The organism is Lysobacter enzymogenes, from assembly GCF_900106525.1.
GTDB lineage: Bacteria > Pseudomonadota > Gammaproteobacteria > Xanthomonadales > Xanthomonadaceae > Lysobacter > Lysobacter enzymogenes.
Window position 1 is genome coordinate 201,263 of the sequence record NZ_FNOG01000007.1, and the last position, 13,651, is coordinate 214,913.

Annotated in this window: 15 protein-coding genes; 9 read left to right on the forward strand and 6 right to left on the reverse strand. The window is 68.1% G+C overall.

Features of this window, described 5'->3' with window-relative positions:
- Positions 1-201: 201 nt before the first annotated feature.
- Positions 202-1,593 carry a trypsin-like serine peptidase gene (locus tag BLU84_RS18175; protein WP_074870637.1) on the reverse strand — a complete coding sequence of 464 codons (1,392 nt, stop codon included), beginning with the start codon at positions 1,591-1,593 and terminating at the stop codon, positions 202-204.
- Positions 1,594-1,913: 320 nt separating this feature from the next.
- Here BLU84_RS18175 and BLU84_RS18180 point away from each other — a divergent pair, with 320 nt between their 5' ends.
- Positions 1,914-2,345 carry a hypothetical protein gene (locus BLU84_RS18180; RefSeq protein WP_139175098.1) on the forward strand — a complete coding sequence of 144 codons (432 nt, stop codon included), beginning with the start codon at positions 1,914-1,916 and terminating at the stop codon, positions 2,343-2,345.
- A gap of 172 nt (positions 2,346-2,517) precedes the next feature.
- Here BLU84_RS18180 and BLU84_RS18185 read toward each other — a convergent pair whose 3' ends face one another.
- The 3 genes from BLU84_RS18185 to BLU84_RS18195 all read right to left on the reverse strand — a co-directional run bounded on the left by BLU84_RS18185 (position 2,518) and on the right by BLU84_RS18195 (position 4,421).
- Complete coding sequence (locus tag BLU84_RS18185) at positions 2,518-2,937, reverse strand: H-NS histone family protein (RefSeq protein ID WP_074870645.1); 420 nt, start codon at positions 2,935-2,937, stop codon at positions 2,518-2,520.
- Positions 2,938-3,132: 195 nt separating this feature from the next.
- A complete protein-coding gene (locus BLU84_RS18190) occupies positions 3,133-3,534 on the reverse strand; it encodes an Imm8 family immunity protein (protein WP_074870649.1) in 402 nt (133 codons plus the stop codon).
- 5 nt (positions 3,535-3,539) lie between these two features.
- Complete coding sequence (locus BLU84_RS18195) at positions 3,540-4,421, reverse strand: AraC family transcriptional regulator (RefSeq protein ID WP_425479414.1); 882 nt, start codon at positions 4,419-4,421, stop codon at positions 3,540-3,542.
- Positions 4,422-4,635: 214 nt separating this feature from the next.
- On the opposite strand from BLU84_RS18195, the gene BLU84_RS18200 reads away from it, so the two are divergent.
- The 3 genes from BLU84_RS18200 to BLU84_RS18210 all read left to right on the forward strand — a co-directional run bounded on the left by BLU84_RS18200 (position 4,636) and on the right by BLU84_RS18210 (position 6,863).
- Positions 4,636-5,706 (forward strand): aldo/keto reductase, encoded by a 1,071-nt coding sequence (locus BLU84_RS18200; RefSeq protein WP_074870653.1) that lies wholly within the window; start codon positions 4,636-4,638, stop codon positions 5,704-5,706.
- 331 nt (positions 5,707-6,037) lie between these two features.
- Positions 6,038-6,259, forward strand: a complete 222-nt coding sequence (locus BLU84_RS18205; RefSeq protein WP_139175099.1) for a hypothetical protein — start codon at positions 6,038-6,040, stop codon at positions 6,257-6,259.
- Positions 6,260-6,521: 262 nt separating this feature from the next.
- The gene (locus BLU84_RS18210; RefSeq protein ID WP_074870658.1) at positions 6,522-6,863 is read left to right on the forward strand and encodes a hypothetical protein; all 342 of its coding nucleotides are present in this window, start codon (positions 6,522-6,524) and stop codon (positions 6,861-6,863) included.
- A gap of 162 nt (positions 6,864-7,025) precedes the next feature.
- Here BLU84_RS18210 and BLU84_RS18215 read toward each other — a convergent pair whose 3' ends face one another.
- Entirely contained in the window at positions 7,026-7,382 is a 357-nt protein-coding gene (locus BLU84_RS18215; protein WP_074870661.1) for a hypothetical protein, read from the reverse strand.
- Positions 7,383-7,587: 205 nt separating this feature from the next.
- On the opposite strand from BLU84_RS18215, the gene BLU84_RS18220 reads away from it, so the two are divergent.
- The 4 genes from BLU84_RS18220 to BLU84_RS18235 all read left to right on the forward strand — a co-directional run bounded on the left by BLU84_RS18220 (position 7,588) and on the right by BLU84_RS18235 (position 11,776).
- Complete coding sequence (locus BLU84_RS18220) at positions 7,588-8,658, forward strand: AraC family transcriptional regulator (protein ID WP_139175100.1); 1,071 nt, start codon at positions 7,588-7,590, stop codon at positions 8,656-8,658.
- Positions 8,659-8,749: 91 nt separating this feature from the next.
- Positions 8,750-10,894: a serine hydrolase domain-containing protein gene (locus tag BLU84_RS18225; protein WP_074870666.1), complete on the forward strand. Its 2,145-nt coding sequence runs from the start codon at positions 8,750-8,752 to the stop codon at positions 10,892-10,894.
- 107 nt (positions 10,895-11,001) lie between these two features.
- The gene (locus BLU84_RS18230) at positions 11,002-11,337 is read left to right on the forward strand and encodes a hypothetical protein (protein WP_074870667.1); all 336 of its coding nucleotides are present in this window, start codon (positions 11,002-11,004) and stop codon (positions 11,335-11,337) included.
- A 67-nt stretch (positions 11,338-11,404) separates the two neighbouring features.
- Complete coding sequence (locus BLU84_RS18235) at positions 11,405-11,776, forward strand: hypothetical protein (RefSeq protein ID WP_074870669.1); 372 nt, start codon at positions 11,405-11,407, stop codon at positions 11,774-11,776.
- A gap of 55 nt (positions 11,777-11,831) precedes the next feature.
- Here the strand turns inward: BLU84_RS18235 and BLU84_RS26680 are convergent, their stop codons facing one another.
- The gene (locus BLU84_RS26680) at positions 11,832-12,761 is read right to left on the reverse strand and encodes a hypothetical protein (protein ID WP_139175101.1); all 930 of its coding nucleotides are present in this window, start codon (positions 12,759-12,761) and stop codon (positions 11,832-11,834) included.
- A gap of 29 nt (positions 12,762-12,790) precedes the next feature.
- Between BLU84_RS26680 and BLU84_RS18245 the strand changes: the two genes are divergently transcribed.
- On the forward strand, positions 12,791-13,558 hold the full coding sequence (locus tag BLU84_RS18245; RefSeq protein WP_139175102.1) for a hypothetical protein: 768 nt from the start codon (positions 12,791-12,793) through the stop codon (positions 13,556-13,558).
- Positions 13,559-13,651: the final 93 nt, after the last annotated feature.

The window sequence follows — 13,651 nt, forward strand, 5'->3', positions numbered from 1 at the left end:
GCGTTCGCTCGCGCCGACACGGCTTGCGGATGAAACGGTGGAGTTGCCGGTGGAAAACCGTTTAGCCGCCGCGGCGGTCCGTCGCGCCGGCTTCGGCCGGGCCGCGGGATCGCAGAAGCGATTGCGTAGTGGGCGGTCGCATCGGCTGCGGGCCGATGCGACGCGTTGCGCGGTGCGCGACCGGGCCGCGCACCGGCGCGGTTACGGCGAGAAATAGGTCTTGATGCTCGACCACACGCCATCGAGCTGCGAGTAGTAGTCCGGATCGCTCGGCGCGCTGCAGTACGAGGTGCCTCCGTACAGGCCGCCGCGCAACTGGTAGCCGCTGGTCGAGGAAATGGTGAACAGGCCCGAGCCCGACGAACCGCCTTCGGTGACGCCGGTGGTCCAGGCGACCTTGGTCAGCGGCTTCTTGCCGTCGATCGTGCTGGACAGCGCGGTCACCGAGCCGAGCGAGTACTTCTTCAAGTCGCCGGACGGGTGGTGGATGCCTTCGATCGCGGTGCCCTTGGTCGCAATCGCCGAGCTGTTCCAGCCCGCGTAGTAAGCGCCGCTGGGCGGAGCGGACTTGAGCTCGAGCAACAGCGTGTCGCGGGTCGCGTGGCTGTGCAGCAAGGTGGCGCCGCCGGTCAGGGTGACGGCCTTGTCGCTCAAGGTGTCGTTGTCGCAGCCGGTGGCGTCGTACAGCCAGTAGGTCTGCAGCGTGTTCGCGACCTTCTGGGTCGAAATGCAGTGCGCGGCCGACCAGAACAGCTGGCGTTTGGGCGAGTTCGAATTGTTGAGCAAGGTGCCCGAGCAATAACCGGTATAGCCGGTCTTCGGGGTGAACACCATGCGCGCCACGGACTTGCTGGCCGACAGGAACTCCGCGCTGGGCTTGACCCGGCAAACGATGTCCTTTTCGCAGTAATCGCTGCTGCCGATGTCGCCGACGCCCTTGGCGAAGGACGGCTGCGAGGCGGAAGGGTCGACCTGCAGGTGCGAGAACATCGGTGCGCTGAGCGTGTAGTCGCTGGGACGCGCCGATTTGGGCAGAACGATTTCGACGGTGATGGTGTCGCCCGAGATCACCGGCGACCAGCCCATGTCGTCGCCGGCGAAGGCGCTGCCGTTGTCGGCGAAGATGCGGCCGTCGGCGCCGGCGAAGCGCAGCGTCACCTTCGACGGGTCGGCATGCGCGCCCTTCGCCGAACCCAGGCGCAGGCCGGCGCGCAGCGCAGCGGCGGCGCTGGACGTCAGGGTGAAGCGCGCGCCCTGGGCGCCGCCGGGCAAGGGTTCCCAATCCAGTCCGCCCAGATCGATGCGCGCACGCGCCACCTTGCGCGGAAAGCCGATTTCCAACGGCTGGCCGCGCTTGAAGCGGTCGTTCCTGCGCTTTTGCGCATCGGCCAGCGTGGCCGAGTCGGGCGACGCCAGATCGACCGCGCGCAGCGCGCGGCGCTTGGCGCCGGTGACGAAGCTGTCGCCGCCGAACGTCTTGGCGACCGGCTTGCCGGTCACCGGCGCGCCGCCCATTTCATCGGCTGCGGCGTTGCCGCCGAGCATCGAGATACCGCTGACCACCGCGATCAACAACACGTTCTTGACGGACATTTCCGAACTCCTCGGATGGGGCCGGACACCGCGCCGGCCGATGTTTTCCCCGACATCGCGCGGGGGCGGTTCGCGCCTGCGAGGGCCTCATGCCGAGGGCCGCAACGACGACGACAACGGCAGTGTTGTCGAGCCGATCAGAGTCCGAGGCGTCGTGGAGTTAACATTTCGCGCGAAAAATGAGAGTGCTGCCACGGATCAAAAATGTGATAGTTGGATAGGTGCAACAACGAATTCGCGTGAAAACTCCCTACCTTTTCGCTGATTTCGCGTTGAGGTCGGGGCGCGGTCGAAGCGCAGGTCGGGCATGGGAGCAAGGCATGGGCAGTGAAGCGGCGGGCGATAATCCGCGTCCGGCTTGGTTGATAGCGGGTTTCCTGGCGGCGCCGCTCGCGCCCGCTTTCGTGCTGGCGGCGCGCAGCCCCGGCCTCGGCGTCGAGCCCGGGGACATGGCGTCTTTGCTTCCGATCGCCGCGCTGTTGTACCTGCCGAGTTTGTTTTCGGTCGCCCTGATCGGCGGCTTGGCGCTGACGGTTCTGCATCGCCTGAAACGCGTGCGATGGTGGTCCGGGCTGCTTGCCGGGTTCGTCGGCGCGGCGCTGCTGAGCTACCTGTTCACCGGGTTCCGAGGGCTTGAAGCGCAGTGGTTCATGGCCGATTTGACCGGCGCGCTCGTATGGGCCGCTTGCGGTGCTGCGGCCGGATTGATCGTCTGGCTGGGGTGGCGGTTGAGCGGCATCGAAAAGAGCTGAGTGCGGGGGCTCGAACCGCTCGTGTCTCGCGAACAGCCGCTTTCATGAGGTGTGCGGCGGCGCCGTCTTGAGGCCGCATGAACGTCGATGCAACCGTCCAGACGGGCCGAACTCGCTTCGCGGTTCGACTCGTTTCGGACTTCCGCCGATGTCCGTTTGCGCTTGTGGGCGATCAGCCCTGCCTGACGATCTTCTTTTGCCCAATCGCACCGCTCTTGCTGGCGGTGGGTCTTGCCAGGCCGGGAATCAGGAAGTCGGTGACGCTGCGGCCATGCTTGGTCTTCTGGGCCAGCCATCGCGGCATCCGCCCGCGGCCCGACCAGGTGTTGCGCTTGTTGTCCGGATCTCGGTACTTCGGGGCGACCTTGCCCAGCTTGCGTCGCGAGCTGCGCTTCTTGCCGGAAACCTCGACTGCCGCCTGATCGCCATAAAGCTCCTCGATCGTGTAGCCGTGCTGAGCGGCGAGCGCGATGACCGCTTTGCGCACCACGGCGGCGGGGCGGCGGCTGGATATCAGCTGTTTTCGCTGCTCCGCGGCGGTCAGAAGGGAGGTGAGTTCGCGCAGGTTGAGCTTTTCGACATCGATATTCATGCCGCCAAGGGTCCGGTCCTGCCTAGCGGCCTGTCAAGCAAAGCCGCCGCTGGCCCGTGCGGCCGGGATTCGGACGCCGACGGTCGCCACTGTCCGGATGGGGCGAAAACCGGCCGGGTTCCGGCCGTGTGCGAGGGTTTCCAGGGGCGCCGCGCCGCCGGCGTGGCTCGATGCAGTCGCCCGGACCTAGGGGCGCTATCGGCGCTCGAGGCCCTCGTACTCCCAGAAGAATTTCGCGCGCAGGCAATCCAGCGATTCGGCCCAGGTCGCTCGCTCGCAGCTGGCCACCCGCTGCGACAGCAAGTCGCGCAGCGACGGCCAATGGTAGCGATCCAGCACCAGCATCGCGTCGATGCCGAGGCCGTTCCTGCGCTCGCTCATCGAGTCGTAGGCCCGCAGCGCACGGCCCCGATGATGGGCGGCCACTCCCTCCGGCGTCGCCACCAACAACTGGAAGACGTGCGCGCCGGACACGCCCGCTTCGCCGATCTCCAGCTCGAACACCAGATAGACCTCTTCGGGCGCAGCGGAGCGCCACGAACCCGGGTCGTCGATATCGAGAGATCTGAGATCGACGATTTCCAGTCGTATGCTCATCGCGATCAATCCCCAAGACGCAAGCGCCGCGCATCCTGCGCCGGCGGCAAGCCGAAGATGCGCGAGTAGTCGCGGCTGAATTGCGAAGGGCTGTCGTAGCCGACGTTGTAGCCGGCGGTGGCGGCGTCGAGCCCGTCGCTGACCATCAGGCGGCGCGATTCCTGCATTCTCAGTTGCGTGCGGAACTCCAGCGGGCTCATCGCGGTGACGGCTTTGAAGTGTTCGTGGAAGCTCGAGCGGCTCATGCCGGCGATGCGGGCGACTTCGTCGATGCGGCAGACCTGGGTGAAGTTCGAGCGGATCCAGAGGATCGCGCGCGCGATCTGGCCTTGGCGGCTGTCGGCCTGGGTCATCGCGCGGATCACCGCGCCGCAGGGGCCGGCCAGCAGGCGATAGAGGATTTCGCGCATCGCCAGCGGGGCCAGGGCCGCGGCGTCGTCCGGCGTATCGAGCAGCGACACCAGCCGGGTCGCGGCGTCGAGCAGCGGCGGCGTCATCTGCGCCAGGGTGAGGCCGGGCGCGGCGATGTTGCCGGTGTCGGGTTGGGGGAATTTCAGCGCCAGTTCCGCGAGCGTGGACGGGTCGAGGTCGAGCTGCAGGCTCAGGTACGGATGCGCGCGCGAGGCTTCGATCACCGAGCCCATGACCGGCAGGCCGACCGAAGCGACCAGATAATGCGCGGGGTCGTAATGGAACACGCTTTCGCCCAAGGTCGCGCGTTTGCGCCCCTGCGCGACGAAGCACACGGTCGGCTCGTAGATGACCGGCATCGGCAGGGTCGGGGTGGAGCATCGGATCAGCTTCACCCCGGCGATGGCGCTGGCGAAGCTGCCGTCGTGCGGGGCATGCCGCGCCAGCGCGTCGCGGAACGGCCCGATGTCGGCGATGTCGGAACGGGCCATGCGCGCGGCTCCAGGGGCGGGCCGCCATCATCCGGCACTGCCGGACGATCGTGCAAGGATCGCGGAAAAGCCGGCTACCGACGCCGCGACCGCCCTGCGAACAATGCACGCAGGCAAAGGACGACCTTCGCCGCTGCCGGCAACCGCGCAGGCCACGCCCACGGCGCGCACGGCACCCCCATCACTTCGGAAGGCGATCATGACCATTCCCGCTTCGCTCGATCATTACCGCTTGCTCGGCCGCTCCGGCCTGCGCGTTTCGCCGCTGTCGCTGGGCACCATGACCTTCGGCTCCGAGTGGGGCTGGGGCGCGGATGCCGCCGAGGCGAAGCGGATCTTCGACGCGTACCTCGACCGCGGCGGCAACTTCGTCGACACCTCGGTCAACTACACCGACGGCGCGTCCGAGCGGATTCTCGGCGAGTTGATCAAGGACAAGCGCGAGCGCATCGTGCTGGCGACCAAGTTCACCATGGCGCGCGATCCGGCGAACATCAATTCCGGCGGCAACCACCGCTACAACCTGGTGCGCTCGGTGGAAACCAGTCTGCGCCAGCTCGATACCGACCGCATCGACCTGATGTACGTGCACGCCTGGGACTTCACCACGCGCCCGGACGAGGTGATGCGCGCGCTCGACGATCTGGTCCGCGCCGGCAAGATCTCTTACCTGGGCATCTGCAACACGCCGGCCTGGCGCGTGGCCGAACTGCAGACGCTCGCCGACCTGCGCGGCTGGTCGCCGCTGATCGCGCTGCAGATCGAATACAGCCTGGTCGAACGCAGCGTCGAGCACGAACTGCTGCCGATGGCGCAGGCGCTGGGCCTGGGCGTGCTGCCGTGGTCGCCGCTGGGCGGCGGCATCCTGACCGGCAAGTACCGGCGCTCCGATCTTTCCGACGACAACGCGGCCGATATCGCCAGCGACCGCAAAGGCGTGATCGCGTCGATCGGCCATCTCAACCAGCGCTCGCTCGACATCGCCGATGTCGTGGGTTCGGTCGCCGACGAACTCGGCGTGTCGCGTTCGCAGGTCGCCATCGCCTGGACGCTCGCGCACCCGGCCGTGGTCTCGCCGATCATCGGCGCGCGCACGCTGAGCCAGGCCGAAGACAACCTCGGCGCGCTCGGCGTGCGCTTGAGCGCGCAGCAGATCGAGCGCTTGAACCAGGCCAGCGTGCCGCAGCCGATCTTTCCGGAACGCTTCATCGGCCGGCCGATGGCGCAGCAGTTGATTTTCGGCAAGTCGGTGCTGGCGCCGCGCGGATGAGGCGAGGGCGCCGCTTGCGGTAATCGCTGCAGTGGCGGCCTGCGCGATGAGCGGGCGGATCGCTTTCGCTGCCTGCACTTGGTCGGCGGACACGAGCCCTTCGTGATCGTCTCCGCGGTTTCGCATCGCGCGCCGCGATGTGTTGCGGCGCAGCTTGTCCGGGCGTCGTCGCGCGCGACAGGCTGTCGTCGCCAGGAAGGCTGGTGCCACGAAAAGGAGGCCAGGAGTTCGACGGCGTCGCCTCGCCGTCTTCGCTGTTCCCTTGCCGTCGCCATCGCTGCAGTTTCCAGAGCGTGGCGGCGGTCGGCCTATCCAAAAGGAGCTTGGCATCATGAAGATTCAACATCGATCGAACCGCTTGAGCCTGATCGCGGTCGCCGCTTTCGGCTTCGCCGCATCGCTGTCGGCGTTCGCCACCGAACCCAGTTGCGAGAACTGCCGGCTCGCCTACGTCGACTGCCTGAACTTCGCACCGCCTCTGGGTTACGAGCGGTGCAACTACGAGTACGTGCAGTGCTCGGTGCATCTGGATTGCCCGATCTCGAATCTCTGAATCGCGTCGGACCTCGCGGCGGCGGACGATTCCGCCGCCGCGAAACGCGAGCACGCTGCGCCGTTTCTTTTCGCAGGCGCCTGTGTTCGAACGAACGGGCGGCGCCCATGCGCGCCGAGTCGCAATTTGCTTCCTTAGCCTCCCCGAAAGTGCGGGCGACGCTGTTAAGCGCCACTAGGATTGCCCGGCAGCAGCACGTCCCCGGCGATCCGCGCAACAGTGCGCAGCCGCCCCATCCGTTCGAACTCTCGGGAGAATTCCAATGTCGAAAGCCAACTCCGCGATCGCGCTCGCCACGCTCGGCCTGGCCTTGTTCGCCTGCTCCACCGCGGCCAACGCGACGCTGGTGCAGACCATCCGCACCGTCGCCTTCAACTACCCCGGCGGCAGCCAGCAGCAGTACAGCGCGATGTGCGATCCCGGCGAGAAGGTGAGCGGCGGCGGTTATCAGATCAATTCGGGCTACAGCATCTTCATCTTCGCCAACGCGCCGGTGGTGGCGCCGAACGGCACCCACGGCTGGACCCTGCGCTTCACCGGCATTCCTTCGGGCTCGCCGACCATCGGCGGCACGGTTTACGCGATCTGCCTCAAGGAGCAGTGATCGAAGCCCTCGCCGGCGAACTTCGCCGACAAGGCATCGCTGGTGGAGGGCCGAGGCAAGGGCGCGTCCGCGCGCCCTTGCCGGTACGACGGAAACCGCCCGCGCGATTTTCCAGCGACTGTCCTCTTCGAAGGACGGACCGGCAATATCGAGCTGGAGTGCTTACTGCGGACTTGCGGCGGCCGTCGCATCGTCGGATGCGTGCCCAGCCTCGGGTGCGACCGTCTCGCCGCTGACCGGCGTCGGCCGCAGCCCCGGCGAAGCGACGAAATCGAGTTCGATCGCCAGCCCGTAGCGGTCGAGCACGGCCGCGGGGATATCGACGACGCCGGTGCCGTACCAGCGGAAGTGCACCAGCAATTCGCCGTGCGCGCATTGCAGCGTCTGCAGCGACTCGATGTGGGGAATCGAACCCAGCGCGGCGAGCGCCAGTTCGTTGAGCGGGATCGGTTCCAGCGCCGTGCTCGGCGAGCGGCGGATCTTGGCGAGGATGTAGGTGGTCGAGGACAGCGGCGGCATGGAGCCATCGCAGCAGTTCGCTGCCGGCGTGACCACCGGCGCGACGCGATTGTGCTTACGGCCTCAAGCATCCGCACGTCCGGGCCGACGGCGCGCACGGGTGGCGCGTGCGCCGCGGCCGGATTCGGTGTAGACGAACGCCGACGCTGCGCGGCCCGCGGCCGCGCCGCACCCGAGGTATTCTGCGCCGCAACGATTCTCCGCCGTGTCCCGTCTCGCCACCATGATCGCTCCCTACCTGCTGTTCTTCTTCGCTGGCATAGGCGCGTTCAACGGCTGGGTTCTGGCCGCCTGGCTGTTGTTGCGGCGGCCGGGCACGCCGGCGCAGCGCTGGTTGGCGGCGCTGGTGCTGGTGGTCAGCCTGCGCACCGGGAAATCGGTGCTGTTTTATTTCTACCCGCAGATCTCCAAGTCGATCCTGCAGGTGGGCCTGACCGCTTGCTTCCTGATCGGCCCCTGCCTGCTGGGCTTCGTGCGCGCCTGGGCCGACCCCGCGGGCGAGCGCACGCGCAAGGACTGGATCTACGCCGCGGCGTTGCTGGCCGCGGCGACGGTGTTCGGCTTGGCCTATCCCTACGCGAGCTATCCGCAGTGGTGGAGCGCGGCGCCGGCCTGGCGGGTGGTGACCTATAGCTGGCTGGCCTGTCTGCTGGCGGCCGGCGCGGTGGGTCTGGGCGCGTTCCGCCGCGCGCAGCCGCCCGCCGCCGACGGGTTGACCCGCGGCCATGCTGCCGCGGTCGTGATCGGCACCGCGGTTGTCTGGCTGGCCTATTTCACCGCGGGGTTCACCTCGTACATCGTCGGGGCGCTGTCGTTCTCGCTGGTGCTGTACCTGAGCGTGGTCGTGGCGCTGGCGCGGCGCAAGGCCGGCGTCGCCGCGGCGGCGGCCGAGCCTTACCAAGACCGCAAGATCACTCCCGACGAAGCGCAAGCGGCATTGCAGTCGCTGCACCGGCTGATGGCGGCCGAGGCGCTGTACACCGATGCGCGCCTGAGCCTGGGCAAAGTCGCGCGCCGGCTCAACATGCCGCCGGCGCGGTTGTCGCAGTTGTTGAACGACAACCACAAGACCGCGTTCAAGCCCTACCTGATGCAACTGCGGGTCGACGCCGCCAAGCAGCGGCTGCGCGCGCCAGGCCAGGTGATGATGGAGCAGGTGGCCGAGGCGTCGGGCTTCCTGTCGATGTCGAGCTTCTACAGCAGCTTCAAGAAGCTGGAAGGCACCACGCCCGCGGCCTGGCGGCAGGCCCAGCTGCGCACCGCAGCGGACTCCTGAAACGGGTTCCGGGACTCCGCGAACGCGTGGCAAGACGCTGATCCTGAAGCGGTTTGCGCACAGTGGGCGGATCCAACCCACGGAGCCTTCGATGCCGCCATTCTCGCCCCAGCGCGCAGCGCGTTTCCCCTTCGCCCCCTGGTTCCAGCGCTGCGCGTTCGGCGTCGCGCTGGCCTGCGTTCCCGGCGTCTCCGCCTGGGCGCAGGCGGCCGCCGATACGGCGACCGCGGCGGAACCGGCCAAGGAGGTCGCGGGCCGGACGCCGTCCGGACACGGCTTCGTACGGCCGAAGGACTGGACCCAGTCGCGCCGCGGCAGCGCGGTGGTGCTGCAGGCGCCCGAAGGCGGTTCGTGGATCGCCCTGGTCGAGGTCGATGCCGGCGACGCGGCCGGCGCGGTGGCCCAGGCCTGGCAGCGCTATGCCGGCCGCGCGGCGCCGGCGCTATCGATGACCCTGCCGGTGGCCAACCGCAACGGTTGGGTCGACGGCCGCAGCTACGTGTACCGCGCCGCAGCCGGCGAACCGCGCCAGCTCAGCGCGCGGGCGATGCGCAACGGCGCGCAGTGGGTGGTGCGCATCGACGATCTGGCCAGCGCCGTCGCTGGCAAACGCCAGGCCGATTTGAACCTGATTCGCGACGAGTTCGTCCCGGCCGGCCATGTGCGGGAAAGCTTCGCCGGGCGCAAGGCGCGGCGGTTGGACGCGGCCAGGATCGAGCAGTTGAAGGCGTTCGTGCGCCGCTCGCAGCGCCTGCTCGGCGTGCCCGGCCTGTCGCTCGGCATCGTGCAGGGCGGCAAGGTGGTCTACGCCGGCGGCTTCGGCGTGCGCGAAGCCGGCAAGCCGGAGCCGGTGGATGCCGACACGCTGTATCTGGTCGCGTCCAATACCAAGTCGCTGACCACCTTGATGCTGGCCACGCTGGTGGACGAAGGGCGCTTGCGCTGGGACACGCCGGTGGTGGAGGTGTGGCCCGACTTCAAGCTCGCCGATGCGCAAGCGACGGCGCAGATGCAGATCAAGCATCTGTCCTGCGCCTGCGCCGGGCTGCCGTACCGCAATCTGGATTGGGAATTCGCGCGTCCGGACGCGCCGGCTTCGATCGTGTTCGACATCCTCGCGCGCATGCGCCCCACCAGCGCGTTCGGCGCCAGTTACCAGTACACCAATCCGCCGGCCGCGGCCGCGGGCTATGTCGGCGCGCATGTCGCCTATCCGGACCTGGAGCTGGGCCAGGCCTACGACCGTGCGATGGCGGAACGGGTGTTCGCGCCGCTGGGCATGACCCGCACCACCTTCGATTTCGACCGCGCCATGCGCGGCAACTTCGCCCGCTCCCACGGCGTGGGAATCGACGGCGGCCTGGAGCTGATCGACCCGCGCCGCGACCGGCAGATGCACGCGGTGCGTCCGACCGGCGGCGCGTGGAGCAACGTCCACGATCTGCTCGCCTACGTGAAGCTGGAACTCAACGGCGGCCAGCTCGACGACGGCCAGCGCTTGATTTCCGAGGCGGCGCTGCGCGAGCGCTGGAAACCGCAGATCGCCACCGGCCGCGACGCCTGGTACGGATTGGGCCTGGACACCGATGTTTCCAGCGGCACGCCGATGCTCTTTCACGGCGGCCGCCTGTACGGCCAGCGCAGCAACATGGTGTGGTGGCCCGAACACGACCTGGGCCTGGTGATCCTGACCAATTCCAGCACCGGCAACGTGCTGATGGATGCGTTGCCGCGCAAGCTGATGGAGCTGGCGTTCGACGCGCAGCCCGAGGCCGACAGCATGGTCGCCGCCGCCGCGGCCGGCGAGCGCGAGCAGCGCCAGGCGCGGCGGCGCGAGTGGACGTTTCCGGCCGACAAGGAACAAGCCGCGACGCTGGCATCGCGCTATCGCAACGACCTGCTCGGCGAACTGCGGGTGCAGCGCAGCGACGGCGCGCTGCGCTTCGCGTTCGACGCCTGGGACATGCCGGTCGCCTCGCGCCTGCGTGCCGACGGCGCGGTGGAATTCGCCGGCGCGATCGCCAGCCCGCCGTTTCCGTTCTTGGCCGGGCGTTCGGCGGCCGGACGCACGCTTACGTTGCGCGATGCGCAGAACGAGTATGTGTTCGTTGAAGTGAACGGACCGGATCGGGGTCCGGTCGGGCCCGTCGCCGGAAGCCACGGCCAGCTGAGGGAGACGGCCGGGTATGCCGGCGTAGCGCGTTTGAGCGAGATGGTGAGCACAATCGCCCGGTGATTCGAGTATTGGCCTTGGTCTGCCCGGGACGCTAATCTCACCACTGGACAGACATTCCGTGCGGCAAGCACGGTCGTCGGACATCGGATCGATCAACAGGGGGCGTCATGGCAGTGCAAGTTCTTCCCATCATCAAAGCGGTGGCACCGTATGTGGCCCAGATCGCCACCGTGGCGATTCCCGCGTTCACCTCCAAGCCCCCGGAAGCCGCCAAGAGCGATCCGGTCATCAGCAAGCAGATCGAGGAACTGCAGACTGCCGCGACGCAGAACGCGCAATCCATCCATGTATTGGCCGAGAAGCTCCAGCAGGCCATGCAAGGCGTAGAAGTCGCGGCTCAGGATGCGAAGAAGCAAGTGACAGCCTACAAAACGATGCTGTTCGCCGCGCTCGGCCTTTCTGCCATTTCCATGCTGCTGAGCGCCTATCTGCTCATCAAGTGACAGCCGAAATTTCATTCGTCACGATGCCGTTCAACGGCGCGGTGCGATGGAGTATTCAGAGGGCGTAATGCCGTTTTTCCGTCGTCGTTTCATCTACATCCAGGTCCACCCCGACCACTTCATCGCCCGGGTCGCGGGCGAAGGACGCAGCATCCGCCGCGACTGCCTCGCGCTAGACAACCATCGCGGCGAGCTCAAGGATTTCTCGCGCATCCGCGCTACCTTGCGTTCGATCGTCAAGGAACTGGCCCCGGGCTTTTCGCTGCGGCGGCCGATCGGGCTCATGCACTTCGTTCCGCAGCACTACGTTCCCATCGATAGCGAGCTGGTGACCTTCAAGCAAGCCGCCGAGCGGGCCGGGGTGTCCTTCTGCTGGCTGTCGACCTGGGAAACCCCGCACACCGATAGCGAACTGCAAGCGCTGCGGCGCGAGCTCTAGCGGTTCGTTGCGGCCGATGGTGGGTGGCGGCGCCGCAAGCCGCCGGCGCCCGCGTTTAATCGGCCCGCGCCGATTGCGCCGCAGCGGCGTGCGGACGCAACTGGTCGATCCACGGAGCGGCCAGGAACCCCGCATGCGCCGAGAAGCAAACCTGCGGCGCGTCGGTGACGAGCTGCAACTGCGCCGTCGCGCCCGGCGCGGGCCATTCCTGGACCGTGGTCAGGTCCGCGCAGTAGCGGCTGTTGCCGCGCTTCGAGCTCACGCTCGCGCAGCCGAGCCGGCGGCTGTGTTCGACCGGCAGGCACAGGGTGCGCGCGGGGCTGTCGTCCATCCGCACGTTGATCGCCTGCAGCAGGTTCATGCCGGTGTGGCCGAGCCACAGCGCCAGCGGCAGGCCGAACCAGCAGGCGAGGGTGATCGCCATCGAGCGGGAGATCGCCGGCACCGCTGAGGCGAGCAGGATCCAGACCAGCGTGGGCACCTGCAGCGCCGCCAGCTTGATCCGCGCATCCAAGCCGGAGTAGCCCCAGACGCCGCCTTGCACGCCGTCCAGATCGCGCGCCAGCACCGCGCTGGCCATCGCCGCCGCGACCAGCAGCAGCGCCAGTGGAAGGCCGATCCAGGCCACCGGATTGCGCCCTTTCTTGACGAAGAACGCACGATAGCCTTGGTCCAGCCGTCGCCGCAGCCGTCGCGAAACGCTGGATCGCTGGTCGCTCACGCTGGGGTCGGCCTCGGCGCTGTTGAGGGAGTGTCGCGCGGCATTGTGGTGGGTCGGCGCCGCCAGGGGAATGGCGAAGGCCGGGGCGCGCGGCCCGGCGCGCTTTGTGCGCGCGCACCGGGTTTGCGCCGAAACCCGCGCCGCGATGATCCGAACTTGCCGCGTCCTGCGAGTACTGGCAGGCCCGCCGCATAGACGGCGGGGCCTTCGGCGCGCCGCCCGCACCGCGGTCGAGCACCGCGAGCGCAGCCGCGCGCCGTCCATTGCAGGATGTCCACACAGGAGCAAGCCCCATGAAATGGTTTTCGGCAACCCGTATGGTTTTGTTGGCCGCGATCGGATGTATCCAGCTTTCCGGGGCGAGCGCGGCGGCGGCGACGCCCGCCTTCAGCCTGAATCCGGCGTTCTGCACGCCGGTGTGCGGCGCATCGCAGCTGGCCGAGCGGTCGTGGATCAAGCCGGCGCGCGCGACCTATGAAGAGCAGACGGTGGAAGTCGACGTCGCCGCGTCGAGCCTGTTGCAGGCCGGCGTGGAGAGCGTCTTCGTCAGCAACCTGTCCGGCGACCAGGCCTTCACGTCTTCCGGCCAGTTCACCGCCAACGCGACCGGCGGCGGCATCGGCATCGTGCTGGGCTCGGCCCAGCCGCCGTATCACCCGACCTGCGTCGGCGCGAACTCGGGCAACCGCCAGTTCGGCATCTTCGCCTACAGCTGGGGCGATCCCTCGGGCCCGACCACGGGCATGGTGGCGTGCAAGAACATCGACAAGGCGCTGCTGGCCAGCGGCACGGTGCGCATCTCGGTGACCACCAGCTGCGGCCCCGGCCTGCGGCCGCTGTGCCTGGTCAGCGCGACGCTCACCAGCGTGAGCACCGGCGCGGTGTTGGCCACCGCCAGCGCCAACAGCGTGCGGCTCAAGAACCCGCTCAACGCGCGCAAGGTCTGGTACGGCGTCAGCAACTACGACGCGGCGTCGCCGAACTATCCGGTGACGTTCACGCCGCGGGTGGAGAGCTATTACGCGGAAGTCGAGCCGGCCTGCAATCCGATTTGCCCGTGAGGCCGGGGTCGCGCGATCGCTGAGGCGATGTGGCGGACTTCGCGTCCGGTCGCGACGATCCAAGCGCCGGGCCCCGGGATCGTCCCGGGGCCC

Excerpts from the sequence above, each read along its gene's own strand:
- BLU84_RS18175 (WP_074870637.1), bottom strand. The coding sequence starts at position 1,593 with ATGTCCGTCAAGAACGTGTTGTTGATCGCGGTGGTCAGCGGTATCTCG.
- BLU84_RS18180 (WP_139175098.1), top strand. The coding sequence starts at position 1,914 with ATGGGCAGTGAAGCGGCGGGCGATAATCCGCGTCCGGCTTGGTTGATA.
- BLU84_RS18185 (WP_074870645.1), bottom strand. The coding sequence starts at position 2,937 with ATGAATATCGATGTCGAAAAGCTCAACCTGCGCGAACTCACCTCCCTT.
- BLU84_RS18190 (WP_074870649.1), bottom strand. The coding sequence starts at position 3,534 with ATGAGCATACGACTGGAAATCGTCGATCTCAGATCTCTCGATATCGAC.
- BLU84_RS18200 (WP_074870653.1), top strand. The coding sequence starts at position 4,636 with ATGACCATTCCCGCTTCGCTCGATCATTACCGCTTGCTCGGCCGCTCC.
- BLU84_RS18205 (WP_139175099.1), top strand. The coding sequence starts at position 6,038 with ATGAAGATTCAACATCGATCGAACCGCTTGAGCCTGATCGCGGTCGCC.
- BLU84_RS18210 (WP_074870658.1), top strand. The coding sequence starts at position 6,522 with ATGTCGAAAGCCAACTCCGCGATCGCGCTCGCCACGCTCGGCCTGGCC.
- BLU84_RS18215 (WP_074870661.1), bottom strand. The coding sequence starts at position 7,382 with ATGCCGCCGCTGTCCTCGACCACCTACATCCTCGCCAAGATCCGCCGC.
- BLU84_RS18225 (WP_074870666.1), top strand. The coding sequence starts at position 8,750 with ATGCCGCCATTCTCGCCCCAGCGCGCAGCGCGTTTCCCCTTCGCCCCC.
- BLU84_RS18230 (WP_074870667.1), top strand. The coding sequence starts at position 11,002 with ATGGCAGTGCAAGTTCTTCCCATCATCAAAGCGGTGGCACCGTATGTG.
- BLU84_RS18235 (WP_074870669.1), top strand. The coding sequence starts at position 11,405 with ATGCCGTTTTTCCGTCGTCGTTTCATCTACATCCAGGTCCACCCCGAC.
- BLU84_RS26680 (WP_139175101.1), bottom strand. The coding sequence starts at position 12,761 with ATGGACGGCGCGCGGCTGCGCTCGCGGTGCTCGACCGCGGTGCGGGCG.
- BLU84_RS18245 (WP_139175102.1), top strand. The coding sequence starts at position 12,791 with ATGAAATGGTTTTCGGCAACCCGTATGGTTTTGTTGGCCGCGATCGGA.